The sequence below is a fragment of the Mesorhizobium sp. M7A.F.Ca.US.002.01.1.1 genome, assembly GCF_004022955.1.
Lineage (GTDB): Bacteria > Pseudomonadota > Alphaproteobacteria > Rhizobiales > Rhizobiaceae > Mesorhizobium > Mesorhizobium ciceri.
The window spans coordinates 1-25,414 of record NZ_RZQE01000035.1 but is presented as its reverse complement, the minus strand read 5'-3'; the positions used below and the strand labels follow the sequence as shown (position 1 = coordinate 25,414).

Below are 25,414 nucleotides of genomic sequence, written 5' to 3'. Positions count from 1 at the left end.
CGGTTGCGCTGCAAGCGATGGCCGATCTCAACTTCACTCCCGGCCATGCCGGCCCGGTCGTTGCCTCGATGGTCATCATGAGCGGCGATTTCGGCCCGCTCGACGCCAAGGAGGTAACGCTTGTGCTGTCAAAGCCCGATTCCGGCATCGAACCCTTGAAGCGCACGGCGACCAAGCCCGGCGACGGCAGCTGGCGCGTCGACAACCTCGTCATTCCGGTGCCCGGTCGGTGGACGGTGCGCATCGACATACTGGTCTCGGATTTTCAGATGGTGAAGATCGAGGCGCCCGTCGACATCAGGCCGTAGGCGGGACTGCCAGGTACCTCTAGACGGGCACGACCGACAATCCGGGCAACACAATTCGGCGAGGCGGTTGACGCAGGCGTCAAGGCCCGTCAATCATCGCCCGCAAAATCGCGGTCTCAACAAACGATCCGAGAGCAGGGAAGAAACGATGGAAAAAGCCGAAATCGGCCTGATCGGCCTTGGCACGATGGGCTCCAACCTGGCGCTCAACATCGCCGAGCACGGGCACCGCATCGCTGTCTTCAACCGCACCAGGGCGCGCACCGATGCCTTTGTCGAGAATGCCGGCGCACTCAGGGACATGGTCGTGCCCTGCTACAGCCTTGAAGAGCTCGCCGCCGCGATCCGGCCGCCGCGCCCGATCATCATCATGGTGCTGGCCGGCAAGCCGGTCGACGAACAGATCGCGGCACTGCGTGGCGTGCTGTCGGCCAACGACATCGTCATCGATGCCGGCAACGCCAATTTCCGCGACACGATGCGGCGCTTCTCCGAGCTTTCCGGTTCGGGTCTCACCTTCATCGGCATGGGCGTGTCCGGCGGCGAGGAGGGGGCACGCCACGGGCCGTCGATCATGGTCGGCGGCACGGAGGACTCATGGAAGCGCGTCGAGAAGGTGCTGACGGCGATCTCCGCCAAATTCAAGGACGAACCCTGCGCGGCATGGCTCGGCACCGACGGCGCCGGACATTTCGTCAAGACCATCCACAACGGCATCGAATATGCCGACATGCAGATGATCGCGGAGATCTACGGCATCCTGCGCGACGGCCTGGGCATGGGTCCGAAAGAGATCGGCACGGTGTTTGCCGACTGGAACAAGGGCCGGCTCAACTCCTACCTGATCGAGATCACCGCCAAGGTGCTGGCGGCCGACGATCCGAAGACCGGCAAACCGGTGGTCGACATCATCCTCGACCGCGCCGGCCAGAAGGGCACCGGCAAATGGTCGGTCATCGAGGCGCAGCAGCTCGGCATCCCGGCCACCGCGATCGAGGCGGCGGTGGCGGCGCGCGTTCTGTCGTCGATCAAGGACGAGCGGCTGGCGGCGGAAAAGGCCTATGGCAACATCGGCGTGACGAAGATTTCCGGTGACAAGGACGCCTTGCTGAAAGATCTGGAACTGGCGCTGTTCGCCGGCAAGATCGCCGCCTACGCCCAAGGTTTTGCGGTGATGAGCGGCGCGTCGAAGGAATTCAACTGGAACCTGCCGATGCCGACCATCGCCAGGATCTGGCGCGCCGGCTGCATCATCCGCTCGCAGATGCTCGACACCATGGCGGAAGCCTTCAGCAAGGGCGGCGCCTCGACCAACCTTCTGATGGCGCCGGCCTTCATCTCGCTGATGCAGGGAGCGCATCCGTCGCTGCGCCGCATCGTGGCGAGGGCTTCGGAGGCCGGCTCGCCGGTTCCGGCGCTGTCTTCCGCACTTGCCTATTTCGACAGCTATCGCCAGGGCCGCGGCACCTCGAACCTGATCCAGGCGCAACGCGACTTCTTCGGCGCGCACGGCTTCGAGCGTATCGACGACAAAGGCGCGTTCCATGGGCCGTGGGGAAGCGGTGCGGCTGGCTGACAAGCCGGCCCAAGAGCCTAAACGGAAACCGGCGGGCTGAACGCCTGAACCTCGCTGGTGGCGACCAGGCGCTGCAACGATCCGGGTGCGGCGCCGCCGATCCAGCCGAGCACGGAGCGGGCGAGATCGGAGCCGGCCAGGCGGAAGTTCTCGTTGACGACGAGCAATTCCGGCCGGAACAGGTGCAACAGGTCCGACGACTGCTTGGACACGACATCGACGTCGCGGCCAAGCTTGAGGCCGGCATCTTCAATGCCGGCGACGATAGCCAGTGTCGCGGCGGCAGCGCTGCTGACGAAGCCGTCCGGCCTGTTCTCGCGGCGCATCACCTGCGCGGTCCTGGTCCTGATCTGCTCGATCGTGTGATCGATGGAAACGGTGTTGAACGGAATTTCGCTGGCGCCGACCTCGCTCAGCGCATCGGCAAAGCCGTTCAGCGTGTGGCCATAATAGGTCAGCCCGGGTGGCGGCGACAGAAGCGCCAGCTTGCGCCTGCCCATGCTCGCCAGGCGGCGCACGGCTTCCATCGCGAATACATGGTTGTCGAAGTCATGGTAGGGGTGGACCAGGCCCATGTCGGTGCGGCCATGCGTGGCAAAGGGCATGCCGTGCTCGAGCATGTAGCGGGCGCGTGGATCGTTCGGTTGGGTGCGCGAGATGATGACGCCATCGGCCGAGCCGGTCTCGACGAGATAGCGGATCGGCTCCATCGGATCCTGCGAGCGGGAATAAGGCGTGACGATCAGGTGATAGGGCGTTTCGGCGAGCACTTCCGAAACACCGTAGATGATGTCCGAGACGAAGCTCATGATCTCGCGGTCGGTGTTGAGCACGAGGCTGATGACATTGGTCCTGCCGGTGCGCAGACGCACGCCGGCGCGGTTCGGCCGGTAGCCGATCTGCTTGGCGACGAGTTGGACGCGGCGCCTGGTTTCGGCGCCGATTTCCGGGGCATCCTTCAAGGCGCGTGACACGGTGGTGACGCCGAGCCCGGTCATGAAGGCAAGCGTCTTCAACGTCGGCCGTCCCTGTGCCGAGTTCTCCCCGTTCTTGTCCGTACGCTGTCTGTCCATTCGTCCCGCCCGTCAGGCGCATAGCAGCCGCGGGCCATGTCGGCAATCGCCGCCATAGCGATACGATATGCGTCCCAGCCCCGGCAAAGCGTCAATATACTGAAACGTTACAGATTGCCAGTATCGAGATGTATGTCCTCGTCACGAGGTGGATGGTTCTTTTTGCGAAACGCATTGGGATTCCAGGAGAAATCGCCCCTGCCGCCGCCTTTTGCCCGTATCAGGCGGCATTTCGGTGTTTGCGCCGCAGCAAACCATGCTGCAGTGCATGAGAAGCGCGATCATTCAGGCGGATTTGTTCGCGGCCCGAAAAAATATCGAGGGCGCTTCGTTGATGGGTTGCACAGCCCGCGCAATTGCCGTATCGAAAATCTGTAACGTTTCAGATTCTGGGAGGAGCCGAAATGCGATACAGATTTTTGACCGCTGCCCTGGCGGCGACGGCTGCACTGCAATTTGCCGGCCAGGCGGCCGCGACGGACCTGGAAGTCACCCATTGGTGGACTTCAGGCGGCGAGGCCGCGGCGGTTGCGGAACTTGCCAAGGCATTCGATGCGACCGGCAACCACTGGGTGGACGGCGCCATTGCCGGCTCCGGCGGCACGGCGCGGCCGATCATGATCAGCCGCATCACCGGTGGCGATCCGATGGGCGCCACGCAGTTCAACCATGGCCGGCAGGCGGAAGAGCTGGTGCAGGCCGGCCTGATGCGCGACCTCACCGACGTCGCCACCAAGGGCAAGTGGACTGATGTCGTGCGGCCGAAGAGCCTGCTCGACGGCTGCACCATCGACGGCAAGATCTATTGCGTGCCCGTCAACATCCATTCCTGGCAGTGGCTGTGGCTGTCCAACGAAGCCTTCGCGAAGGCCGGCGTGCCGTTGCCGAAGGACTGGAATGAATTCGTGGCGGCAGCGCCGGCACTGGAGAAGGCCGGCATCATCCCGCTCGCCGTCGGCGGGCAAGCCTGGCAATCCTCCGGTGCCTTCGACGTGCTGCTTGCGGCTGTGGGCGGCACGGACACGTTCCTCAAGGTCTACAAGGACAAGGATGCCAAGTTTGCCGCCGGGCCCGAAGTCGCCAAGGTCTTCAAGGCCGCGGACGATGCCCGCAAGATGGCGAAGAACACCAATGTGCAGGACTGGAACCAGGCGACCAACCTGGTCATCACCGGCAAGGCGGGTGGCCAGATCATGGGCGACTGGGCACAGGGCGAGTTCCAGGTTGCCGGCAAGACCGCCGGCAAAGATTATACCTGCCTGCCGGGCCTTGGGCTGAACGAGGTCATAGCCACGGGCGGCGACGCCTTCTACTTCCCGCTGCTCAAGGATGCCGACAAGAGCAAGGCGCAGGAGGTGCTGGCCGAGACGCTGCTCGATCCCAAGACGCAGGTTGCCTTCAATCTGAAGAAGGGTTCCCTGCCGGTGCGCGGCGACGTCGATCTCAACGCGGCGAACGACTGCATGAAGAAAGGCCTCGCCATCCTCGCCAAGGGCGCCGTCATTCCATGGACGGACCAACTGCTTTCACAGGACACCCAGAAGCAGAAGGAAGACCTTTTCGCCGAATTCTTCGCCAAGCCGGAATTGACCGTCGAAGACGCACAGAAGCGCTTCGCCGACCTCATCGCTTCGGCGGACTGACGCTGGCGGCAACCCACCTCGCTCCCGGCCTTGCGAATGCAGGGCCGGGAATGCACCGCCCTTACCCAGCCGGCTGACGAGATGAGCAAGAGCGAACGCCCCAACCTTCTGTTCCGCAACCTCAATGCGAAGGTCGCCTCGATCCCGATGATCCTCACCGCCATGGTGGTTTTCGTCGGCGGCACCGTTTGGACGGTGCTCTATTCCTTCACCAATTCGAAGCTCTTGCCGCGGCTGAATTTCGTCGGGCTCGACCAATACTACCGGTTGTGGGCGACGCCGCGCTGGCTGATCTCGATCGAAAACCTGCTGATCTACGGCGCGATCTCGCTGGTGTTCTCGCTGGTCATCGGCTTCCTGCTTGCAGCACTGCTCGATCAGAAGATCCGCTTCGAGGACACGTTGCGCACCATCTTCCTCTATCCTTTCGCGCTCTCCTTCATCGTCACCGGCCTGGTCTGGCAGTGGCTGCTCAATCCGGATTTCGGCATCCAGCATGTGGTCCGTGACTTAGGCTGGACGAGCTTCAGCTTCGACCCGCTCTACAATTCCAGCATCGTCATCTACGGCATATCGATCGCGGCGCTGTGGCAAGGCACAGGGCTCATCATGTGCCTGATGCTGGCCGGCCTGCGCGGCATTGACGAGGACATCTGGAAGGCGGCGCGGGTGGATGGGATCCCGATGTGGAAGACCTATCTGTTCATCGTCATCCCGATGATGCGGCCGGTCTTCATCACCACGCTCGTCATCATCGCTGCCGGCATCGTCAAGGTCTATGACCTCGTCGTGGCCCAGACCAGCGGCGGCCCGGGCATCGCCTCCGAAGTGCCGGCCAAATACGTCTACGACTATATGTTCTTCGCCCAGAACCTCGGCCAGGGCTTTGCTGCCTCGACCATGATGCTGCTCTCGGTGGTGATCGTCATCGTGCCCTGGGCCTATCTCGAGTTCGGGCGGCGCAAATGAGCATGGCAGACATCACCGCTCAAGCGAGCACCGCCGCCGGCGCGCGCCAGGGCATCACCGATCCCTACGGCCCGAAGCCGCGCCGCGTGATTTCGCGCCGCAACGTCTTCCTATACGGCACATTGTTCGTCATGGCGGTCTACTACCTCTTGCCGCTCTACGTCATGGTCGTCACCTCGCTCAAGGGCATGCCGGAGATCCGGCTCGGCAACATCTTCTCACCGCCGCTCGAGATCACTTTCGAACCGTGGGTCAAGGCGTGGTCGACTGCCTGCACCGGCCTTAACTGCGACGGACTTTCGCGCGGCTTCTGGAATTCGGTGCGCATCACCGTGCCGTCAGTGCTGCTGTCGATCGCCATCGCCTCGGTGAACGGTTATGCACTGGCCAATTGGCGCTTCAAGGGCGCCGATACGTTCTTCATCATCCTGATCGTCGGCGCCTTCATTCCCTACCAGGTGATGATCTATCCGATCGTCATCATCCTGCGCGAGATCGGCCTCTATGGCAGCCTCAGCGGGCTGGTGATCGTCCATTCCATTTTCGGCATGCCGATCCTGACGCTGCTGTTCCGCAATTATTTCTCCTCGATGCCGGAGGAGCTGTTCCGGGCGGCACGTGTCGACGGTGCCGGCTTCTGGGGCATCTTCCTGCGCATCATGCTGCCGATGTCGCTGCCGATCTTCGTCGTTGCCATCATCCTGCAGGTGACCGGCATCTGGAACGACTTCCTGTTCGGCGTCGTCTACACCCGCCCCGACACCTATCCGATGACGGTGCAGCTCAACAACATCGTCAATTCGGTGCAAGGCGTGAAGGAGTACAACGTCAATATGGCCGCAACCATCCTGACCGGGCTTGTGCCGCTCATCGTCTACTTCATCTCCGGCAAGCTTTTCGTACGCGGCATCGCCGCCGGCGCGGTGAAGGGGTGATGGCGATGACGGCAGCCAACGATACCAGCGTTTCGATCCAGGACCTGTCGCTGAATTTCGGCGCGGTGACCGTCCTGGAGACGCTCAATCTGGATGTCGCCGATGGCGAGTTCATCGTGCTGCTCGGGCCGTCCGGCTGCGGCAAGTCGACCTTGCTCAATTGCATTGCCGGCCTGCTCGACGTTTCCGAAGGCCGCATCTTCATCAAGGGCAAGAACGTCACCTGGGAAGAGCCCAAGGACCGCGGCATCGGCATGGTGTTCCAGTCCTATGCGCTCTATCCGCAAATGACGGTGGAGAAGAACCTGTCCTTCGGGCTGCGTGTCGCCGGCACGCCAAAAGAAGAGATCGCCAAGCGGATCGCGCGGGCGGCTGAAATCCTGCAGATCGAGCCGCTGCTGCAGCGTAAGCCGGCCGCACTTTCCGGCGGCCAGCGCCAGCGCGTCGCCATCGGACGGGCGCTGGTGCGCGATGTCGACGTGTTCCTGTTCGACGAGCCGCTGTCCAATCTCGATGCCAAGCTGCGCGCCGAACTGCGCGTCGAGATCAAACTGCTGCATCGCAAGCTGCAGAACACCATGATCTACGTCACCCACGACCAGATCGAGGCGATGACGCTGGCCGACCGCATCGCGGTGATGAAGGGCGGCGTCATCCAGCAGCTCGATGCGCCGCAGACCATCTACAACCGTCCGGTCAACCGTTTCGTCGCCGGCTTTCTCGGTTCGCCCGCAATGAACTTCGTCGATGGCCACCTGGAAGACGCCGACGGCGGCTGGCGGTTCGCGGCCGGGGATATCAAGATCCCGCTCGGCACTTACGACTTTGCCAAGCCTCCGGCTCCCGGCCCCGTCACATTCGGTATCAGGCCCGAGCATGTCAGCCTGAACAGCGGCACCGGCTGGCCGTTCTCGATGGCCGCCAATGTCGAGGTGGTCGAACCCATGGGCTCCGACACGCTGGTCTGGCTGAAGCTTGCCCAGCAGAATTTCAGCGTCCGAGTGACCTCGGAACGCACGCCCAAGAACGACGAGGCGGTGACGCTTGGATTCGATCCGATGCGCGCCTCGCTTTTCGACACCGCAACCGGCACACGCATCTAGCTTCCGAGAACCAACCTTCCAACGACGATCCCCAAGCAAAACGGACAGAGACGATGAATTGGTCATTCCAACTTTACAGCGCCCGCAATTTCCAACCCTGGGACGGTGTGCTCGCCATGCTCGGCAAGCTCGGCTACGCCCAGGTCGAAGGTTTCGGCGGCGTCTATGATGATCCCAAGGCATTCCGTGCCGAGCTCGACAGGAACGGGCTTGCCATGCCGACTGGGCATTTCTCGATCGACGCGCTCGAGAACGATTTTGACGGCGTGCGCAAAACCGCCGACGCACTCGGTATCACGCTGCTCATCTGCCCTTTCCTGATGCCCGACCAGCGGCCATCCGACGTGGCCGGCTGGCGTGGTTTCGGCGAACGCCTGGCCAAGGTCGGTGATGCCGCGAAAAAGGCCGGCTACGGCTTTGCCTGGCACAATCATGATTTCGAGTTCAAGAAACTTGCCGACGGATCGGTGCCGCAGGACCACATCCTGTCATCCGCGCCCGATGTCAGCTGGGAGATGGACGTTGCCTGGGTGGTGCGCGGCGGCGATGATCCGCTGCCGTGGATCGAGAAACACGGCAAGCGCATCAGCGCCGTCCACGTCAAGGACATGGCCAAGCCCGGCGAGGGGCTGGATGAGGATGGCTGGTCGGATGTCGGCCATGGCACCATCGACTGGGCCGGCCTGATCAAGGTGTTGCGTGCCAGGAGTGCTGCCCAATACTACGTCATGGAACAGGACAACCCCAACGACATCGAGCGTTTCGCCCGCCGCTCCATCGCAGCCGCCAAAACCTATTAGGAGCAATCAGCATGGCAAAGAAACTTGGCATCGGCGTGATCGGCTGCGGCAACATCTCGAAGGCGTATTTTTCGCTGGCGCCGCTGTTCCGCGGTATCGAGATGCGTGCCTGCGCCGACATCAACATGGAGGCGGCCAAGGCGCGGGCGAAGGAGTTCAAGCTGCGCGCCGAAACCGTCGAAGACCTGCTCAAGGCCGACGACATCGACATCATCGTCAATCTGACCATCCCGGCGGTGCACTATGAGGTGTCAAAGCAGATCCTCGACGCCGGCAAGCACGTCTATTCGGAAAAGCCGTTCGTGCTGTCGGTCAAGGAAGGGCTCGACCTTAAGAAGCGGGCGGAGAAAAAGGGTCTGCGCATCGGCTCGGCGCCAGACACTTTCCTCGGCGGCGCGCACCAGCTGGTACGCAACCTGATCGACACCGGCAAGCTTGGCAAGGTCACGAGCGGTACCTGCCATGTCATGGGTCACGGCATGGAGCACTGGCACCCCAATCCGGATTTCTTTTTCCAGCCAGGCGCGGGGCCGGTGCTCGACATCGGACCATATTACATCACCAATCTGATCCAGCTGATCGGGCCGGTGAAGCAGGTCGCGGCCTTCGCCACGACGCCAGCCAAGGAGCGCACGATCAGTTCAAAGCCGCGCGCGGGTGAAAAGATACCGGTCAACACACCGACGACCATCCATGGCCTGCTGGAGTTCGAGAACGGCGCCGTTATCACGCTCAACACCAGCTGGGACGTCTGGGCCCACGGCCACGCGCCGATGGAGCTTTATGGCGAGGCGGGTACGGTGTTTGTGCCGGACCCGAACTTCTTCGGTGGTGACGTTCGCTTCACCGTCGCGGCCAAACCGGTCAAGAAGCTGCCGAACTGGCCGCATCCGTTCGGCGTGCCCAACGAGATGCATTCGCAAGGCATGATGGCCAACTACCGCACGTCAGGCCTTGCCGATATGGCGGTGGCGATCGCGGAAGGCCGGCCGCACCGCTGTTCGATGGAGCTGGCGCTGCACGCCGTCGACGTGATGACCGGCCTGCTGCGTTCCGGCGAAACCGGCAAGTTCGTCGCCATGCAGACCACCTGCGAACGGCCGGCCGCACTTGGCGTCAAGGAAGCCAAGGCGCTTTTGGCGAAGAAGAAATAGGGCAGCACACCTCAACCCTCTCCCCGTTTCGACGGAGAGAGGGTAAGGGTGGGGGGCAGAGCCAACTCGCCGCGTTGTGACGAATGCAGCCGACCGGCTCGTTTCCATTCGAGGATTTTCCGATGCCCTACACGCCCGCCGAAAACCGTTACGAGAAAATGGTCTACAACCGCTGTGGCCGCTCCGGCCTGAAGCTGCCGGCGATCTCGCTGGGCCTGTGGCACAATTTCGGCAACGACACGCCGCATAAGACCAAGCAGGCGATCGCGCGCAAGGCCTTCGACCTCGGCATCACGCATTTCGACCTCGCCAACAATTACGGTCCGCCGCCCGGTTCTGCCGAAACCGCCTTCGGTGAGATCCTGCGCACCGACTTCGCTGCCTACCGCGACGAATTGATCATCTCGACCAAGGCCGGCTACCAGATGTGGGCCGGGCCCTACGGCGAATGGGGTGGGCGCAAATACATTCTGGCCAGCCTCGACCAGAGCCTCAAGCGGATGGGGCTCGACTATGTCGATATCTTCTATTCGCACCGTTTCGATCCCGACACGCCGCTGGAAGAAACGATGGGTGCGCTCGACCATGCCGTGCGCTCGGGCAAGGCGCTCTATGCCGGCATCTCGTCCTACAATTCGCAGCGCACGCGCGAGGCGGCCGATATCTTGAAGCAGCTTGGCACGCCTTGCGTCATCCACCAGCCGAGCTATTCGATGCTGAACCGCTGGGTGGAGGAAGACGGCTTGCTCGACACGCTCGAAGGGCTCGGCGTTGGCTCCATCGTGTTCTCGCCGCTGGCGCAAGGCATGCTGACGGACAAGTATCTCGGCGGCATTCCGGACGGCAGCCGTGCGTCGCAGGGCAAGTCGCTGAAGACAGCCTTCATCAACGACAAGACCATCGCCAACATCAAGGCGCTCGACGCCATCGCCGGCAGGCGCGGACAGACGCTGGCGCAGATGGCGCTGGCCTGGGTGCTGCGCAAGGGGAGGGTGACCTCGGCACTGATCGGCGCCAGCCGGCCGGAGCAGGTCGAGGACTGCGTCGGCGCGCTCAAGGCGCTCGACTTCAGCGATGCCGAACTCGCCGAGATCGACACCTACGCGCGCGAATCCGACATCAATCTGTGGGCGGCTTCTGCCGAGCGCAAAGGCCCGCCGAGGAAATAGGTCCGCTCGATAAGCCGGCAAAGCGAAAAACGGCGGGCAACCTGCCTGTTGCCCCGCTCCGATCGATGTTCTCGGCCGCCTTGCGGGCAGAATGCTGGAAACAGTAGCAAAAATGCCTGTTCGTCGCTATCTGGGGGGACATGGATCGTTTGTGCGCGGCGCAAGCGACGCAAGGCGAGTTGGAAACAGGATCATGGCGGCAAGGGATGTGCTGACGAAAAACCAGCTGTGCGTGCTCGAGAAACTCGAGACCGCCAGCGGACCGCTCAGTGCCTACACCTTGCTCGACCAATTGCGCGAGCGCGGTTTTCGCGCACCGCTTCAGGTCTATCGCGCGCTCGACACGCTGGTGAAGTCAGGTTTCGTGCATCGGCTTGAAAGCATCAATTCCTTCGTCGCCTGCGCCGAGCCGCATGACCACAGCCATTCGATGACTGCCTTCGCCATTTGCGACACATGCGGGCAGGTCACCGAGATGTCCGACCACGATGTCGGCCACAGCTTGGACGAATGGGTGCGCTCCACCGGCTTCGCCGCCAAGAAGGCGGTGATCGAGTTTCGCGGGACATGTGCCAAGTGTTTGGCTGAGGCGGCTTGAGGTGAGTTGATATTCAGATGATGCCGGCCTGCAAATGGCGGCTTCCTGCGCTTCCGGTGCTCACGTACGAAAAGTACGCTCCGCTCCGGCTCCCGGAATCCACCATTTTCGACTCGGCCTGATCTGAATCTCAACACACCTTGCGTTGGTGCTAATGCGCCTCGTCCCAATTGTTGGCGGCGCGCGCGTCGACATGCAGCGGCACCGACATCGAGACCGCCGGCATCGCCGCGTTTTCCATGACATGACGCACGACCGGGATCGTCGCCTCGACTTCCGCCTCGACGGTCTCGAAGATCAGTTCGTCATGCACCTGCAGCAGCATGCGTGCCGAAAGCCCTGCTCTTTCCAGCGCCTCCTCCATGCGGATCATGGCACGGCGGATGATGTCGGCGGCGGTGCCTTGCAGGCGGGCGTTGATCGAGGCTCGCTCGTTGAAAGCGCGCAGGGACGGGTTCGAGGAGCGGATGTCGGGGTAATGGATGCGGCGGCCGAAGATCGTTTCGACAAAGCCATGCTCGCGGGCATAAGCCTTGGTCTCCTCGATGTAATCGCGGATGCCGGGGAAGCGCTCGAAATATTTCTTGATGTAGTTGCCGGCTTCCTCGCGCGGGATCGACAACTGGTTGGCGAGACCGAAGGCCGAAATGCCGTAGATGATGCCGAAATTGATCGCCTTGGCGCGGCGGCGAACCTCCGAGGGCATGCCTTCGACCGGCACGTTGAACATCTCCGACGCGGTGATGGCGTGGATGTCGGCGCCGTCGGCGAAAGCCTGCCGCAGTTGCGGGATCTCGGCGACATGGGCGAGCACCCGCAATTCGATCTGGCTGTAGTCGGCCGAGACCAGCCGATGGCTCTTGTCGGTGATGAAGGCGGTCCTGATCTTGCGGCCTTCGGCGGTGCGCACCGGAATGTTCTGCAGGTTCGGGTCGGAGGACGACAGGCGTCCCGTCGTCGTCGCGGCCAATGCGTAGGAGGTGTGGACGCGCTTGGTGTCGGGATGGATGAAGCCGGGCAGCGCATCGGTATAGGTCGATTTCAGCTTGGTCAGCTGGCGCCAGTCGACGATCTTGCGCGGCAGTTCGTGACCTTCGGCGGCGAGATCTTCGAGAAGCTGCGCCGACGTCGACCACTGGCCGGTCTTGGTCTTGGAACCGCCGGGCAGGCCCATGCGCCCGAACAGGATGTCGCCGAGCTGCTTTGGCGAACCGATGTTGATGCGTTCGCCGATGAGCTGGTAGATTTCCTCTTCGAGGCGAGCGGCGCCCTGCGCCAATTCGCCGGAGAGCCGCGATAGGATCTGCCTGTCGACCGAGATGCCGCGCTGTTCCATGCGCGCCAGCACCGGCACCAGCGGCCGCTCCAGCCGCTCATAGACAGACACCAGGCCCTTGGCGGCAAGCCGCGGTTTCAGCACCAGCCAGAGCCGCAGCGTCACATCGGCGTCTTCGGCGGCATGAGCCGTCGCCTTGTCGATGTCGACCTGATCGAAACCGACCGAGCTTTTGCCCGAGCCGGTCACGTCCTTGAGCTGAAGAGGGGTATGACCGAGCCACTTTTCGGCAAGCGCATCCATGCCGTGACCATGGGGCGTACCGGCATCGAGCACGTAGGAGATCAGCATCGTGTCGTCGAACGGTGCGACATCGACGCCGTAGCGGCTCATGATGACAAGATCGTATTTCAGGTTCTGCGCGATCTTGAGAACCGATCTGTCTTCGAGCAGCGGTTTCAGCACCGCCAGCGCCTCGCGCAGCGGAATCTGGTTTTCGAGCGCGCCACCACCGAGCAGGTCGCCATTGCCGCTCATATGGGCGAAGGGAATGTAGGCGGCGCGTCCGGGAGCCGTGGCGATGGCCATGCCGATCAGTTCCGCCTGCATCGGATCGGCGGATGTCGCCCTGACGTCGAAGGCGGCGATGCCAGCCTCCCGTGCCTCGGCGACCCAGGCTTTCAGGGTCGAGATATCGCGGATGCAGTGATAGGCCGAAATGTCGATCTTGCCGGTGGCCGCGCGCTCCAGCCTTAGTGCCGCGAGCAGGGAGGGGGTATCGCCTTGTTTTGACGTCTCCGCCGTCCCGCCGGCTTCGTCCGGTTCAGTGCCAGGCGCGTTTCGGGCAACCGGCGGCAAACCGGCGCCAACGTCTGGGCCATGGGCATGATCGGCGCGTTCGACGGTGACCGCGACGGCCTGGACGTCGCCGGCCTCGGTGCTGGTCGCTTCCGCGACACGGCGGGTCAGCGAGGTGAATTCCATGGTCTTGAGGAAACCGATCAGCTTCGGGCCGTCGGGCGCGTGCAGGACGAAATCCTCCAGACCCTCGGTCACCGGCACATCGTTCATCAGCGTCACCAGCTGACGAGAAATGCGCGCCTTGTCGGCGTTGGCGATGATCGATTCCCGGCGCTTGTCCTGTTTGATCTCGCCGGCCCGGGCCAGCAGCGTGTCTAGGTCACCGAACTGTTCGAGCAGTTGCGCCGCCGTCTTCGGCCCGATGCCGGGCACACCAGGCACATTGTCGACCGAATCGCCGGTCAGCGCCTGCAGGTCGACCATCTTCTCCGGCGGCACGCCCCATTTCTCGATGACCTCCGGAATGCCGATCTGGCGGTCCTTCATCGGGTCGTACATGGCGACCGTATCGCCAACCAGTTGCATCAAATCCTTATCGGAGGAGATGATGGTGGTATCGCCGCCGGCTTCGCAGGCGAGCCTCGCATAGGTGGCGATCAGATCGTCAGCCTCGTAGCCTTCGATCTCGACGCAGGGCAGGTTGAACGCCCTGGTCGCCTGGCGGATCAGGCCGAATTGCGGGATCAAATCTTCCGGCGGTGCCGAGCGGTTGGCCTTGTATTCGGGGTAGAGGTCGTTGCGGAAGGTTTTTGACGAATAGTCGAAAATGACGGCGAAATGCGTCGGCACGATGCCTACATCGGTATTGCGGGCGTCGAGCATCAGCTTCCACAGCATGTTGCAGAAGCCGGAAACGGCGCCGACCGGCAGGCCGTCGGATTTGCGGGTCAGCGGCGGCAGCGCGTGATAGGCACGGAAGATGTAGCCGGAGCCGTCGACAAGGAAGAGATGATCGCCTTTTTTCATGCCGGCAGGGATAGCGCGGCGCGGCGGCTTGGTCCATGCCAAAGGCAGCCTCGACTATCGGTTCCGGCAACACCCTGACAGATCGCCGTCACCCTGCTCACGGCCATGTTACAAAACTGTAATTTTCGTGCCCTTGAATCGCCACGTTCAGAGACCCAAATACACGTCATCGGCAGTTTTCGCCGAGTCCGGAGCAAGGCCCGTCCCCCGCCTATCCCGGACACCTGCGGCAGCCTATCCCCCCTCTCCGGGCTGCCGCATCGTTTCGAGTAGAAGGCCGCCGTGGTTCCCCCTCCACCACGGCGGTCTTTTTTTGCCTCGCAGAGACGTTTGCAGCCCGTGGTCCAATGATCGCGGGCTTTTCGTTTTCCCGTCATGCCTTTACGGTTCCGGTTCTGAATCGAAAGGCTTCACATATGTCCGCAGTTTCCCCCGTCCTCGACCGTCTCGACAAGAATCTCGACCAGAGCCTCGAGCGCCTGTTCGGCTTGCTCAGGATCAAGTCCATCTCCACCGATCCAGCCTATGCCGCCGACTGCCGCAAGGCGGCGGAATGGCTGGTGGCCGAACTCGAGCTGATCGGCTTCGACGCCAGCGTTCGCGACACGCCCGGCCACCCGATGGTGGTTGCGCACCATGACGGCCCGGCCGGTTCGCCGCATGTGCTGTTTTACGGCCATTATGACGTTCAGCCGGTCGACCCGATCGAATTGTGGGAAAGCGATCCGTTCGCGCCTGCTGTCAAGGAGGTCGGGCCGGACCACAAGGTGATCGTCGGTCGGGGGTCGGCCGACGACAAGGGCCAGTTGATGACCTTCGTCGAGGCTTGCCGCGCCTGGAAACAGGTGCATGGCAATCTGCCTTGCCGCATCACCATCCTGTTCGAGGGCGAGGAGGAATCCGGTTCGCCTTCGCTGAAGCCGTTCCTCGAGGCCAATGCCGGCGAACTCAAGGCCGATTTCGCGCTGGTCTGCGATACCGGCATGTGGGATCGCGACACGCCGTCGATCTGCGTCGGATTGCGCGGGCTGGTGGGTGAGGAGATCACGGTGAAGGCCGCCGACCGCGACCTGCATTCGGGCCTCTATGGTGGTGCCGCCGCCAACCCGATCCGCATCCTGGCCAGGGTGCTGGCCGATATCCACGACAAGGACGGCCACATCACCATTCCCGGCTTCTATGATGGCGTCGAGGAAACGCCGTCGCAGATCCTGAAATCATGGGAGACGCTCGGCGAGACTGCCGAGACGTTCCTGGGACCGGTCGGCCTGTCGATCCCGTCGGGCGAAAAGGGCCGCTCCGTGCTGGAATTGACCTGGGCGCGGCCGACGGCCGAATTCAACGGCATCATCGGCGGCTATACCGGCAAGGGCTTCAAGACGGTGATCGCGGCCGAAGCCTCGGCGAAGGTCTCGTTTCGCCTCGTCCACAAGCAGGACCCGAAAAAAATCCGGGCCGCGTTCCAGAAGTTCGTCAAGGAGCGCATTCCGGCCGACTGTTCCGTCGAATTCCATCCGCATGGCGGCTCGCCGGCAATCCAGCTTTCCTACGACTCGCCCTTCCTGGCCAAGGCCAAGAATGCGCTGTCCGACGAATGGCCGAAGCCGGCGGTAACGACGGGCAGCGGCGGCTCCATTCCGGTTGTCGGCGATTTCCAGACCTATCTCGGCATGGAATCGCTGCTGGTCGGGTTCGGCCTCGACGACGACCGCATCCACTCGCCCAACGAGAAATACGAGCTCAGCTCCTTCCACAAGGGCCAGCGCTCCTGGGCGCGGATTCTCGATGCCTTGACGCGCTGAGCAGCGGCACCCCTGTTTTCCTGTTGATTTTTCAGCCGATCGCGGCGAGGACGGGCCACAAGATAAAGCGCTGCAGCATCCCCTGCGGGTCAGGGGACACTATAGGGCTCGACCGGAGAAGATAATGGCCGATATCCGTTTCCATAAAAACGACCTGCCCGACCTCTCGCACTACAATGTCGGGGCAGTGGCCATCGACACCGAAACGCTCGGGCTCAATCCGCATCGCGACCGGCTGTGCGTGGTGCAGATTTCGCCTGGCGACGGCAGCGCCGACGTCATCCAGATCGCGCCCGGCCAGAAGAAGGCGCCGAACCTCGTCAGCCTGCTGAGGAACCGCGGCGTAACCAAGCTGTTCCACTACGGCCGCTTCGATCTTGCCGTTCTCTACAATGCGTTCGGCGTCATGCCGGAGCCGGTGTTCTGCACCAAGATCGCCTCGCGGCTGACCCGCACCTATACCGACCGCCACGGGCTCAAGGACATCTGCTTCGAGCTTCTCGGCGTCGGGCTGTCCAAGGCGCAGCAATCGTCGGACTGGGCGGCCGAGACGCTGTCGCCCGAACAGCTCGAATATGCGGCTTCCGACGTGCTCTATCTGCACCGGTTGCGCGATGTGCTGGCCGGACGGCTGGCGCGCGATGGGCGGACCAAGGAGGCCGATGCCTGCTTCCGCTTCCTGCCGACGCGTGCCAAGCTTGACCTGATGGGCTGGGACGAAGAGGATATCTTCGCCCATAGCTGAGGGCCGTGGGCGCGCTCCGCGGGCCGGTGACCGTTTGGAACCGGATACAGGCCGTCGCGTTCTGTCGGCTCAGTTTGTCGGTGCAATTGGGGATAATGACATGGCGGACAGAAAGCCGATTGCGACCGCGCCGACAGACGGCTCCAAGGTCTCCGTGACCTGGAAGGACAGCGACGGCGTCATCAACGAATCCATCGCGCAATATCGCGACGACGGCTGGTGGGTCTATATCGACAGTCACACGCAAAAGAAGGTCGAGCCGACCAGCTGGCGCCCTGCCGCAAGCGACGACGACGATCAATGAGCGCGCCGCTGGTGAGGCCGGCTGCTTTCGAATAGCCTGAAGCCGTTGATATCGAGGCCGATTCGGGGCTTTCCGGTCCGCGGTCGCCCTCTTGCTCGGAGGAAATCGCTATGGGTGTCGAAAGCCTGCTCGTCTTCATCATCATCGGTGCCATCGCCGGCTGGCTCGCCGGTCTCATCGTTTCCGGCTTCGGCTTCGGCCTGATCGGCAACATCATCGTGGGCATCGTCGGTGCGTTCATCGCCGGCTGGCTGTTTCCGCGGATCGGCTTTTCCATCGGCGGCGGCACTCTCGCCGCGATCATCCATGCCACGATCGGCGCCATCATCCTGCTGGTGCTGGTCAAGGTTCTGAAACGAGCCTGAGGCTCGACAACGCAAAGAGCGCGCCATGAAACAGAATACGCTCTATCTCGTCATCGGCGCGCTCGTCGTCGTGGTCATCGCGCTCGGCATCTATGTCTATCGCGAGCAGACCAAACCCAAGGGCGTCGAGCTCAAGATCGACGACAAGGGCATTTCGATCCAGCAGAACTAAGCTATGCGGGGGCGCGACATGGTTGCTTCTGACGCCCCGGAAGACGTCGATCAGCCTGGAATCACCGTGGCGGAATGGGAGAGGCTGAACAGGCCGCCAAGGCGCGAGGCGCTGCTGCGCTATCGTTGGCGGGTGTTTCGCTTTCTGAGGACATCCGCACCGGTCAGCGAATTGCAGGGGCAAGAGCAGGTATTCCGCGATGCGGTCGTCGCCACCGTGGCCTTCAACCGGCCCGAAATGATCGAATGGCAGATCCACCTGGTACGCCGATACCTGGCCGAGCACGAAAGCTACATCGTTTTCGACAACAGCAACAAGGGCGAGGCAAGGAAAGCAATCCGCGATCTCTGCCGTCGCCAGCATGTCCCCTATGTCGCATTGCCGAAGAACAGACTGGTCGTCAGCAGATCGCACGGTCAAGCGCTCAACTGGATCGTGCGGAATTTCTTGCCCAGGTTCGGGCCGAAGCTGTTCGGCTTCATCGATCATGACATCTTTCCGACTGAACCGTTTTCGATCCGCGCCCGGATGGAGGGCAAAAGCCTCTACGGCAGCGTGCGGCGCGACACGCCGACGCCAGGCGGCTGGTTCCTGTGGCCCGGCTTCTGTTTTTTCGACGGAAGCCTGTTGCGGCGACGGCTGGATTTCGCCCCGAGCTACAAGTTTCATATGGATTCCGGCGGCGGCAACTGGCCTGTGCTCTACAGGTCGATCGATCCGGCGCTGATTCGATCCGCTGAAAACAAATCGCTTCGCTTCGGCGCCGGACATGATCAATCCGAGGATTTTTTCATGATGGTCGATGGCTGGCTGCACGTCACGAACGCCTCGAACTGGAGGCGACAGCCGGTTGACAGGGGCGAACACATTGTCGCGCTGTTGCGGCAAGCCGGCGGTCCCGACCAGCCGGATGTGAAGTTCGAGCCCATCTGAACGAGACAGCGAACAGCGTGGTGTCAGTAACCTGCAAAGAGCAGACGCTGGCCTTTTTGGCTGCCCAACCCCAAGGCCGGCATTCGAACACGACTTAACCCGCCCTTAAATCGCCGCATCTACTCTTCAACCCGAACGCCATAGGCATCGGGGACATCAAGCACAGCGCATGGCGAACCGCAGAGACAGTCGCATCGAACCCAGTTTCGAGGGGCCGCCGCAGGCGCGGTCCTCGGCGGGTCTTTCGGTGAACGAGGAGGATCGCGTCGTGCCGAGCAATCGCAAAGCCTCCGCAAAACGCAAGCCGGCCAAAGGGAAATCGTCGCGGGTCAAGCGCGGCAGAAGCCGGCGCGGCCTGTTCGGCGTGCTCGGCCGGCTGTTCTACTGGTGCTTCGTGCTCGCCATCTGGGGCGGCATCGCCGTGGCCGGCATCGTCATCTACTACGGCGCCAAGATGCCGGCGGCGACGACCTGGTCGATTCCCGACCGCGCCCCCAACATCAAGATCGTCTCGGCAGATGGCCAATTGCTCGCCAATCGCGGCATGAGCGGCGGCGAGGCGGTCGGCCTGCACGAAATGTCGCCCTATATCCCGGAAGCCGTCATCGCCATCGAAGATCGGCGCTTCTACTCGCATTTCGGCATCGACCCGATCGGGCTTTCCCGCGCCATGGTCACCAATGTGCTTGGCGGGCATTTCTCGCAGGGTGGCTCGACGCTGACCCAGCAATTGGCCAAGAACCTGTTCCTGACACCCGACCGCACGCTGGAGCGCAAGGTGCAGGAAGTGCTGCTGGCGCTATGGCTGGAGCACAAGCACACCAAGGACCAGATCCTCGAAATGTACCTGAACCGGGTCTATTTCGGCTCCGGCGCCTATGGCGTCGAAGCGGCCTCGCGCCGCTATTTCGGCAAGAGCGCGCGCGACGTCACCCTGTCGGAAGCCGCATTGCTTGCCGGCCTGCTGAAGGCGCCGTCGCGGCTGTCCCCGGCACGCGATCCGAAGGCCGCCGAGGAACGCTCGCAGCTGGTGCTTGCCGCCATGCGCGACGAGGGCAAGATCAGCGCCAAGGAACTGACCTCGGCGATGAGCGCGCCGGCAACGCGTGCGCCTTCCTATTGGACCGGCTCGGAGAATTACGTCGCCGATACCATCATGGAGGAACTGCCCGACCTGATCGGCGACGTACGCGGCGATATCGTCATCGACAGCACCGTCGACCTGAACCTGCAGAAGCTCGCCGAGCAATCGATCCGCAGGCTGATCGACGACAGCGGCAAGAAACTCAACGTCAGCCAGGGCGCCCTGGTGTCGATCGACGATTCCGGTGCGGTGCGCGCCATGGTCGGCGGCTACGACTATTCGACCAGTCAGTTCGACCGTGCTTCGGAGGCACGTCGCCAGCCGGGCTCGGCATTCAAGCCGTTCGTCTATATGGCCGCTCTTGAAGCCGGCCGCACGCCCGACAGCATCCGCAACGATGCGCCGATCAAGATCGGCAACTGGACGCCCGACAATTACGGCGGCAAGTATTTCGGCAAGGTGACGCTGGCCACCGCGCTGGCCAAGTCTCTGAACTCGGTGGCAGCGCAGCTGACCATGGAGGTTGGGCCGAACGCGGTTGTCGAGGCGGCGCACCGCATGGGCATCCAGTCCGACCTGACAGCCAACACCTCGATCGCGCTCGGCACTTCGGAAGTGACGCCGCTGGAGTTGACATCGGCCTATGTCCCCTTTGCCAATGGCGGCTACAAGCCCGACATCCATTTCATCCGGCGCGTGACGACCACCGAGGGCAAAGTGCTTTACGACAGCGGCGGCGGCAGCGCGCCGCGCGTCGTCAAGCCTGAGATCGTCGGCATGATGAACTCGATGATGACGGGCACGGTTGAGATCGGCACTGCCCGGAAAGCGGCTTTCGCCTGGCCATCGGCCGGCAAGACCGGCACCAGTCAGAATTCGCGCGACGCCTGGTTCGTCGGCTACACCGCCAATCTCACCACCGGTGTGTGGTTCGGCAATGATGATGGCAGCCCGATGAAGAAGGTCACCGGCGGCGCACTGCCGGCGCAGGCCTGGCACGAGTTCATGGTTGCGGCCCACGAGGGTGTGCCGGTGCGGCCGCTGCCCGGCACCTGGAAGTCGACGCCGGCCGACACAATCGTCCCCGACGAGATACCCTCGGCGAACAACACGGCGCCGGTTCCGTCCACGTCGGTCGGTCAGCAGGCACCGGCGCGGCCAGCAGCGCCGGTTGCCCAAGCGCCAGCGCCGGTCCGCGCGGCTCGTCCCGCCCAAACCGTCGATGCCGATGGCCTTTCCATGCCGGGGGATGACGGCGCCACCGCGTCGATCAAGCACCCGGTGCCGCCAGGCGACGTTGGCGGCCCGCGCAAGAAGCGGCAGACCTCGATCCTCGACCTCCTTGGCGGCTGAGTAGACCTGCTAATTCGCCTTTGGTTTGGCGCTGCCCAGCTTCTTGCTGTCAAAGGTCAGTTTGTCGCTGTGAATTTTGCCGTCGCTGATGGTGAGGTGCTTGGCGCAGGAAAGCGCGCCGGACGACTCTGTCATCAAGTCATACATTAGCAGCGCCTGGTGGTCGTCTCCGAAGGCCGCGATCATGCGCACACCGGTCACATCCTGTGAAAGTTTGGTCAGGCCCTCGAGGTAGGGGGCCTTGCCAGTCGACTGTTGCATCGGCCCATCAAAAACGACGTCGTCGGCGACATAGGATGCTGCCTTTTCGAGGTCGTGTCCTGTCCACGCTTTGGTGAAGGCGGTGGCGATGTCGAGGGGTGCTGTCTGTGTCATGACTTTGTCCTGATAGATTGATTCAGAACCCCGCACCCTTTCCGCATTCAAGGACCAACGGCGAGCCGGCTTCCCGGTTCCTCCTTTGAGGTGAATGGTGACATTTCGGCCTCTCGCCACCTCGGCGGCGTTCGGCTACATCTGCCGGCTGGAGACCTGAAATGACTGAGCTCGACACCCGAAAGACCATCGTGCTGACCGGCGCCAGCCGCGGCATCGGCCACGCCACCGTCAAGCGTTTTTCGCGCGAGGGCTGGCGCGTCATCACCTGCTCCAGGCAGGCTTTCGCCGAGGACTGCCCGTGGCCGGCCGGGCCGGAAGACCACATCAAGGTCGATCTCGCCGATCAGGAGGATGTCGGCATCGCCGTCTCCGAAATTCGCCACCGGCTGGAAGCGCATGGCGGCCAGTTGCATGCGCTGGTCAACAATGCCGGCATTTCGCCGAAGCTCAAGGACGGCAACAGCCGCATGAATTCGATCGACACGCCGATGCATGTCTGGCGCGACGTGTTCCAGGTTAATTTCTTCGCGCCGATCATGCTGGCGCGCGGGCTGTTCAAGGAACTGGCGGCGGCCAAGGGCTCGATCGTCAACGTAACCTCGATCGCCGGAACCCGCGTGCATCCTTTCGCCGGCACGGCCTACGCGACATCGAAGGCGGCACTCGGCTCGCTGACGCGCGAGATGGCGCATGATTTCGGTCCGCACGGCATCCGCGTCAACGCGATTGCGCCGGGCGAAATCGATACCGCGATCCTGTCGCCGGGCACGGACAAGATCGTCGAGACCATTCCTCTCAGGCGCCTTGGCACCACGGCCGAAGTCGCCGACATCATCTTTTTCCTGTGCTCGCAGCAGGCGTCGTATGTGACTGGCTCGGAAATCCACATCAATGGCGGCCAGCACGTGTGACAAAACAGGATGCTCATCCTGTTATGGTGAGAACAGCCTTGCCGCTGAAGCTGCGCTGGCGCAGTGCGTCCAGCGCTTGAGCGACGTCTGTCCACGGCGCCGTCAAGGCCACGCGCGTTTCGAGCCGGCCGGCTGCGACCAGAGCGAGCAGTGAGGCGATGTCCTCGCCAATGCCTGGACCAGACGTGTAGTACGCAAAAGTCTGAAGCCTTGCCCCTTCATGATCCGGAATGAACTGGCGGAATCCGACGGGCGTCAGCTCGCCGCTGCTCGAACCGAACATGACGATGGTCCCGCCAGGTGCGATACGTTCGATCGCGCGTGCGAGGCTTTGGCCGCCGACCGACTCGGTGATCAGCGAGAACGGCCCCTCGGCCAGATCGATCGCTTCGACAACCTGCCGGGCTCCGAGGCCGCGGAGATCGTCGGCGTGCCGGGCCGCGGCGATTGCCGTCACCGAGGCGCCTTGCTCGCGGGCGATCTGGATCTGAAAACGGCCGACCGCTCCGCTTGCACCGGTGATCAACACCTGCTGGCCGGCGAGGTCGCCGCCATGGCGTAGAGTCCTTAGTGCCGTCGTACCGGCGACAGGAAGCGTGGCTGCGGAAACGAAACTGACGTCATCCGGCAGGACGGCGAGACGGTCGATTGGGACTGCGATGCGTTCGGCCCAACCGGCCTCGTCGACCAAAGCAACAACCCGGGCGCCGACGGCTGGCCCGGAACCATCGGCTGCTCTTCGTTCGACAATCCCCGCGATGTCCTGGCCGGGTGTCCAGCCCTCGGGGCGTATGGCAAGCAGGCGCAGTTCGCCCCGGTTCAACGAAGTTGCGTGGACAGAGACAAGCGCTTCGTTCGAAGCCGGTTGAGGCTCGGCGATGTCGGCGAGCCTCAACCCGGTCGCGCTTTCGGGAGAGATGACCAGGGCGAGCATGGCATACCTTGTTGCTGGCTTGTCGGTGCCAGCTTGCTGTGGAAAGCACGGCAAGCTGAGTACGAGCCGGAGCTTATCGACTTTCGCTGTTAAAGAATTTAGCTATCATGGCGTTTAATCGCTAATAACAGTCAACCATGAGACAACCCCTCAGCTACCCCTGGCTCGATCTCGATGTGGATGACCCTGCCGCGCCGGCGATTGCCGTGCGCGTCGACATCCCCGACACCAGAGCGGAAGTCCCCGCCCATCGGCACCGCAAAGGCCAACTCGTCTTCGCACTCGGCGGCGGCGTCACATGCCGCGTTCCAAGCGGTCTATGGATGGTGCCGCCGCATTGCGGGGTGTGGATCCCCGGCGGCATGGAGCACAGCAATGTCGCAACCGCCAACGCCCGGATTTTCTTCGTCTACATAGAGCCGGGAGCCGCCGATCTGCCGGAGCGGTGCTGCACGCTTTCAATCTCGCCCCTGCTGCGCGAATTGATCATCGAGCTTTCCGATCGGGTGGAGGATGACGGGGCGAGGGGCGAACTCTTGACCAAGATGCTGCTCACCGAATTGCCACGCATGCCTGTCCAGCAATTGCACCTGCCGATCTCGTCCGACCCACGCTTGAACAGGATCGCCGAAGCGTTGGCGCAAGACCCTGCCGACCGCAGCACACTGGCGGAATGGGCCAACCGCATCGCGCTCAGCGAGAGCAGCCTCGCCCGCCTTGTGGCAAAGGAGACGGGGCTGAGTTTCGGGCGCTGGCGCCAGCAATTGCACTTGATCGTTGCAATTCGGGAACTGGCTTCCGGCAAGAGTGTCCAGCAGGTCTCGGGCGATCTCGGCTATGGTTCCGTTACGGCCTTCATCACCATGTTCAAGAAGGCGCTTGGGAAGCCGCCGGCCAAATACCTCAGCGGTATCGCGCAAAATGGCGGCTCTGCATTCGTGGCGTGATGCTCGCTTGAAAGGGTGGTCGAGCCGATCACGTTGCCAGCGTGCGAGAGTGCAGCTTGGGCTTTGGGACTCAGGCCACCGACGGCTCGGCGGTTTCGCGCCTCAACCCCGGTTTGGAACCGAGAACTTCTTCCACAATCCCGCGCGCAATCTCGCGCTCGCCCATGATCACCGTATCGGCGCCCAAACCCTTGAGATGTTCGACCTCGGCATCGGAATGGGCACGGGCGATGACGTTGATAGCGGGATTGGCGGCGCGGGCGCGGAGCACGATCTGGCCGGCTTCGAAGGCATTGGGGATCGCAAGGATCAGCCGGCTGGCGCCCTCGGGATTGGCGGCGGCGAACACTTCGGCATTGGCCGCATTGCCGGCGACGGTCTCGACGCTGTCCGCTTTCAGCTTCGCCAGCGTCTTGTCGGCGTCCTCGATGACCAGGAAGGGCATTGCCGCGCCTTTCAGGGCCGAGCCGACCAGGCCACCGACACGGCCGTAGCCGATCAGGATGGCATGGCCGGTGAGTGCCGTCTTTGGCGGCGGCCCGTCCTCCTTTTTCGCCGCTGCCGCGACAGAGGCCACCTGGCCCGGCTCCGTCGCCGGACCAACCGGTTTTGCCTCGACCGGTGGTGCCGTCCTGGCGGCGCGCCGTTCCAGCCACGGCTTCATCCAGTCGATGGCCAGGAACATCAGCGGGTTGAGGACAATCGACAGGATCGCACCGGCCAGAATGAGGTCGCGGCCCTGTTCCGGCAGCAGCTTCAGCCCGACGCCGAGTTCAGCCAGGATGAAGGAGAACTCGCCGATCTGGGCGAGGCTTGCCGAGATTATCAGCGCCGTGGCGATGGGATAGCCGAAGGCAACAACGATGGCGAACGCGGCCAGTGATTTGCCGATGACGATGATGGCGAGCGTCGCCAGGATCGGCCAACCATTGCTGATCAGGCTGAACGGGTCGAACAGCATGCCGACCGAGACGAAGAACAGCACGGAGAAGGCATCGCGCAGCGGCAGCGATTCTTCCGCCGCGCGGTGGCTGAGTTCGGATTCGCTCATGATC

The 25,414-nt window shown here is 62.9% G+C and carries 23 protein-coding genes and 1 pseudogene; 19 read left to right on the top strand and 5 right to left on the bottom strand.

Features of this window, described 5'->3' with window-relative positions; genetic code table 11:
- Together EN932_RS06570 and gndA are read left to right on the top strand one after the other, a co-directional pair.
- Positions 1-308 (top strand): annotated as a pseudogene (locus EN932_RS06570) (copper resistance protein CopC); the annotation flags it as partial.
- Positions 309-456: 148 nt separating this feature from the next.
- On the top strand, positions 457-1,884 hold the full coding sequence (gndA, locus tag EN932_RS06565) for an NADP-dependent phosphogluconate dehydrogenase (RefSeq protein WP_064995551.1): 1,428 nt from the start codon (positions 457-459) through the stop codon (positions 1,882-1,884).
- Positions 1,885-1,901: 17 nt separating this feature from the next.
- Here the strand turns inward: gndA and EN932_RS06560 are convergent, their stop codons facing one another.
- Positions 1,902-2,957 carry a LacI family DNA-binding transcriptional regulator gene (locus EN932_RS06560; protein ID WP_013529538.1) on the bottom strand — a complete coding sequence of 352 codons (1,056 nt, stop codon included), beginning with the start codon at positions 2,955-2,957 and terminating at the stop codon, positions 1,902-1,904.
- Positions 2,958-3,361: 404 nt separating this feature from the next.
- Here EN932_RS06560 and EN932_RS06555 point away from each other — a divergent pair, with 404 nt between their 5' ends.
- From EN932_RS06555 to EN932_RS06520, 8 genes are all read left to right on the top strand, one after another.
- Positions 3,362-4,600, top strand: coding sequence for an ABC transporter substrate-binding protein (locus EN932_RS06555; protein WP_013529539.1), 1,239 nt, complete (start codon positions 3,362-3,364; stop codon positions 4,598-4,600).
- Positions 4,601-4,681: 81 nt separating this feature from the next.
- Positions 4,682-5,569: a sugar ABC transporter permease gene (locus tag EN932_RS06550; protein ID WP_024504415.1), complete on the top strand. Its 888-nt coding sequence runs from the start codon at positions 4,682-4,684 to the stop codon at positions 5,567-5,569.
- Between the two features lie 2 nt (positions 5,570-5,571).
- Positions 5,572-6,504 (top strand): carbohydrate ABC transporter permease, encoded by a 933-nt coding sequence (locus tag EN932_RS06545; protein WP_024504414.1) that lies wholly within the window; start codon positions 5,572-5,574, stop codon positions 6,502-6,504.
- A 5-nt stretch (positions 6,505-6,509) separates the two neighbouring features.
- Positions 6,510-7,607 carry a sn-glycerol-3-phosphate ABC transporter ATP-binding protein UgpC gene (ugpC, locus tag EN932_RS06540; RefSeq protein WP_013529542.1) on the top strand — a complete coding sequence of 366 codons (1,098 nt, stop codon included), beginning with the start codon at positions 6,510-6,512 and terminating at the stop codon, positions 7,605-7,607.
- Positions 7,608-7,660: 53 nt separating this feature from the next.
- A complete protein-coding gene (locus EN932_RS06535) occupies positions 7,661-8,407 on the top strand; it encodes a sugar phosphate isomerase/epimerase (RefSeq protein WP_013529543.1) in 747 nt (248 codons plus the stop codon).
- Positions 8,408-8,418: 11 nt separating this feature from the next.
- Positions 8,419-9,561, top strand: a complete 1,143-nt coding sequence (locus EN932_RS06530) for a Gfo/Idh/MocA family oxidoreductase (protein WP_013529544.1) — start codon at positions 8,419-8,421, stop codon at positions 9,559-9,561.
- Positions 9,562-9,683: 122 nt separating this feature from the next.
- Positions 9,684-10,730 carry an L-glyceraldehyde 3-phosphate reductase gene (gene mgrA, locus EN932_RS06525; protein WP_013529545.1) on the top strand — a complete coding sequence of 349 codons (1,047 nt, stop codon included), beginning with the start codon at positions 9,684-9,686 and terminating at the stop codon, positions 10,728-10,730.
- A 193-nt stretch (positions 10,731-10,923) separates the two neighbouring features.
- A complete protein-coding gene (locus tag EN932_RS06520) occupies positions 10,924-11,328 on the top strand; it encodes a Fur family transcriptional regulator (RefSeq protein WP_013529546.1) in 405 nt (134 codons plus the stop codon).
- A gap of 151 nt (positions 11,329-11,479) precedes the next feature.
- Here the strand turns inward: EN932_RS06520 and polA are convergent, their stop codons facing one another.
- The gene (polA, locus tag EN932_RS06515) at positions 11,480-14,431 is read right to left on the bottom strand and encodes a DNA polymerase I (RefSeq protein WP_164753475.1); all 2,952 of its coding nucleotides are present in this window, start codon (positions 14,429-14,431) and stop codon (positions 11,480-11,482) included.
- 416 nt (positions 14,432-14,847) lie between these two features.
- Here polA and EN932_RS06510 point away from each other — a divergent pair, with 416 nt between their 5' ends.
- The 7 genes from EN932_RS06510 to EN932_RS06480 all read left to right on the top strand — a co-directional run bounded on the left by EN932_RS06510 (position 14,848) and on the right by EN932_RS06480 (position 21,189).
- Positions 14,848-16,233, top strand: a complete 1,386-nt coding sequence (locus tag EN932_RS06510; protein WP_013529548.1) for a M20/M25/M40 family metallo-hydrolase — start codon at positions 14,848-14,850, stop codon at positions 16,231-16,233.
- Between the two features lie 124 nt (positions 16,234-16,357).
- The gene (locus tag EN932_RS06505; RefSeq protein WP_013529549.1) at positions 16,358-16,978 is read left to right on the top strand and encodes a ribonuclease D; all 621 of its coding nucleotides are present in this window, start codon (positions 16,358-16,360) and stop codon (positions 16,976-16,978) included.
- Between the two features lie 100 nt (positions 16,979-17,078).
- Positions 17,079-17,282 (top strand): hypothetical protein, encoded by a 204-nt coding sequence (locus EN932_RS06500; protein ID WP_013529550.1) that lies wholly within the window; start codon positions 17,079-17,081, stop codon positions 17,280-17,282.
- 110 nt (positions 17,283-17,392) lie between these two features.
- Positions 17,393-17,647 (top strand): GlsB/YeaQ/YmgE family stress response membrane protein, encoded by a 255-nt coding sequence (locus tag EN932_RS06495; RefSeq protein ID WP_013529551.1) that lies wholly within the window; start codon positions 17,393-17,395, stop codon positions 17,645-17,647.
- A gap of 25 nt (positions 17,648-17,672) precedes the next feature.
- The gene (locus EN932_RS06490) at positions 17,673-17,819 is read left to right on the top strand and encodes a hypothetical protein (protein WP_013529552.1); all 147 of its coding nucleotides are present in this window, start codon (positions 17,673-17,675) and stop codon (positions 17,817-17,819) included.
- Between the two features lie 18 nt (positions 17,820-17,837).
- Positions 17,838-18,752, top strand: a complete 915-nt coding sequence (locus EN932_RS06485; RefSeq protein WP_127368518.1) for a hypothetical protein — start codon at positions 17,838-17,840, stop codon at positions 18,750-18,752.
- Between the two features lie 169 nt (positions 18,753-18,921).
- A complete protein-coding gene (locus EN932_RS06480) occupies positions 18,922-21,189 on the top strand; it encodes a transglycosylase domain-containing protein (protein ID WP_127368519.1) in 2,268 nt (755 codons plus the stop codon).
- Positions 21,190-21,198: 9 nt separating this feature from the next.
- Here EN932_RS06480 and EN932_RS06475 read toward each other — a convergent pair whose 3' ends face one another.
- Positions 21,199-21,564, bottom strand: coding sequence for a nuclear transport factor 2 family protein (locus EN932_RS06475; RefSeq protein WP_027161316.1), 366 nt, complete (start codon positions 21,562-21,564; stop codon positions 21,199-21,201).
- Between the two features lie 161 nt (positions 21,565-21,725).
- On the opposite strand from EN932_RS06475, the gene EN932_RS06470 reads away from it, so the two are divergent.
- The gene (locus EN932_RS06470; protein ID WP_013529556.1) at positions 21,726-22,478 is read left to right on the top strand and encodes an SDR family oxidoreductase; all 753 of its coding nucleotides are present in this window, start codon (positions 21,726-21,728) and stop codon (positions 22,476-22,478) included.
- Positions 22,479-22,491: 13 nt separating this feature from the next.
- Here the strand turns inward: EN932_RS06470 and EN932_RS06465 are convergent, their stop codons facing one another.
- A complete protein-coding gene (locus EN932_RS06465) occupies positions 22,492-23,412 on the bottom strand; it encodes a zinc-binding dehydrogenase (RefSeq protein ID WP_127368520.1) in 921 nt (306 codons plus the stop codon).
- A gap of 137 nt (positions 23,413-23,549) precedes the next feature.
- Here EN932_RS06465 and EN932_RS06460 point away from each other — a divergent pair, with 137 nt between their 5' ends.
- Complete coding sequence (locus EN932_RS06460; RefSeq protein ID WP_127368521.1) at positions 23,550-24,359, top strand: helix-turn-helix transcriptional regulator; 810 nt, start codon at positions 23,550-23,552, stop codon at positions 24,357-24,359.
- Between the two features lie 70 nt (positions 24,360-24,429).
- On the opposite strand, the gene EN932_RS06455 is transcribed toward EN932_RS06460, so the two are convergent.
- On the bottom strand, positions 24,430-25,414 hold a 985-nt coding region (locus EN932_RS06455), incomplete at its 5' end, for an NAD-binding protein (RefSeq protein ID WP_206618917.1).

Bases quoted from the DNA above. Each gene is read 5' to 3' on its own strand.
- polA (WP_164753475.1), bottom strand. From the start codon at position 14,431: ATGAAAAAAGGCGATCATCTCTTCCTTGTCGACGGCTCCGGCTACATC.
- EN932_RS06500 (WP_013529550.1), top strand. From the start codon at position 17,079: ATGGCGGACAGAAAGCCGATTGCGACCGCGCCGACAGACGGCTCCAAG.
- ugpC (WP_013529542.1), top strand. From the start codon at position 6,510: ATGACGGCAGCCAACGATACCAGCGTTTCGATCCAGGACCTGTCGCTG.
- EN932_RS06485 (WP_127368518.1), top strand. From the start codon at position 17,838: ATGGTTGCTTCTGACGCCCCGGAAGACGTCGATCAGCCTGGAATCACC.
- gndA (WP_064995551.1), top strand. From the start codon at position 457: ATGGAAAAAGCCGAAATCGGCCTGATCGGCCTTGGCACGATGGGCTCC.
- EN932_RS06460 (WP_127368521.1), top strand. From the start codon at position 23,550: ATGAGACAACCCCTCAGCTACCCCTGGCTCGATCTCGATGTGGATGAC.
- EN932_RS06505 (WP_013529549.1), top strand. From the start codon at position 16,358: ATGGCCGATATCCGTTTCCATAAAAACGACCTGCCCGACCTCTCGCAC.
- EN932_RS06520 (WP_013529546.1), top strand. From the start codon at position 10,924: ATGGCGGCAAGGGATGTGCTGACGAAAAACCAGCTGTGCGTGCTCGAG.
- EN932_RS06510 (WP_013529548.1), top strand. From the start codon at position 14,848: ATGTCCGCAGTTTCCCCCGTCCTCGACCGTCTCGACAAGAATCTCGAC.
- EN932_RS06555 (WP_013529539.1), top strand. From the start codon at position 3,362: ATGCGATACAGATTTTTGACCGCTGCCCTGGCGGCGACGGCTGCACTG.
- EN932_RS06545 (WP_024504414.1), top strand. From the start codon at position 5,572: ATGGCAGACATCACCGCTCAAGCGAGCACCGCCGCCGGCGCGCGCCAG.
- EN932_RS06550 (WP_024504415.1), top strand. From the start codon at position 4,682: ATGAGCAAGAGCGAACGCCCCAACCTTCTGTTCCGCAACCTCAATGCG.
- EN932_RS06480 (WP_127368519.1), top strand. From the start codon at position 18,922: ATGGCGAACCGCAGAGACAGTCGCATCGAACCCAGTTTCGAGGGGCCG.
- EN932_RS06470 (WP_013529556.1), top strand. From the start codon at position 21,726: ATGACTGAGCTCGACACCCGAAAGACCATCGTGCTGACCGGCGCCAGC.
- EN932_RS06490 (WP_013529552.1), top strand. From the start codon at position 17,673: ATGAAACAGAATACGCTCTATCTCGTCATCGGCGCGCTCGTCGTCGTG.
- EN932_RS06560 (WP_013529538.1), bottom strand. From the start codon at position 2,957: ATGGACAGACAGCGTACGGACAAGAACGGGGAGAACTCGGCACAGGGA.
- mgrA (WP_013529545.1), top strand. From the start codon at position 9,684: ATGCCCTACACGCCCGCCGAAAACCGTTACGAGAAAATGGTCTACAAC.
- EN932_RS06475 (WP_027161316.1), bottom strand. From the start codon at position 21,564: ATGACACAGACAGCACCCCTCGACATCGCCACCGCCTTCACCAAAGCG.
- EN932_RS06535 (WP_013529543.1), top strand. From the start codon at position 7,661: ATGAATTGGTCATTCCAACTTTACAGCGCCCGCAATTTCCAACCCTGG.
- EN932_RS06465 (WP_127368520.1), bottom strand. From the start codon at position 23,412: ATGCTCGCCCTGGTCATCTCTCCCGAAAGCGCGACCGGGTTGAGGCTC.
- EN932_RS06530 (WP_013529544.1), top strand. From the start codon at position 8,419: ATGGCAAAGAAACTTGGCATCGGCGTGATCGGCTGCGGCAACATCTCG.
- EN932_RS06495 (WP_013529551.1), top strand. From the start codon at position 17,393: ATGGGTGTCGAAAGCCTGCTCGTCTTCATCATCATCGGTGCCATCGCC.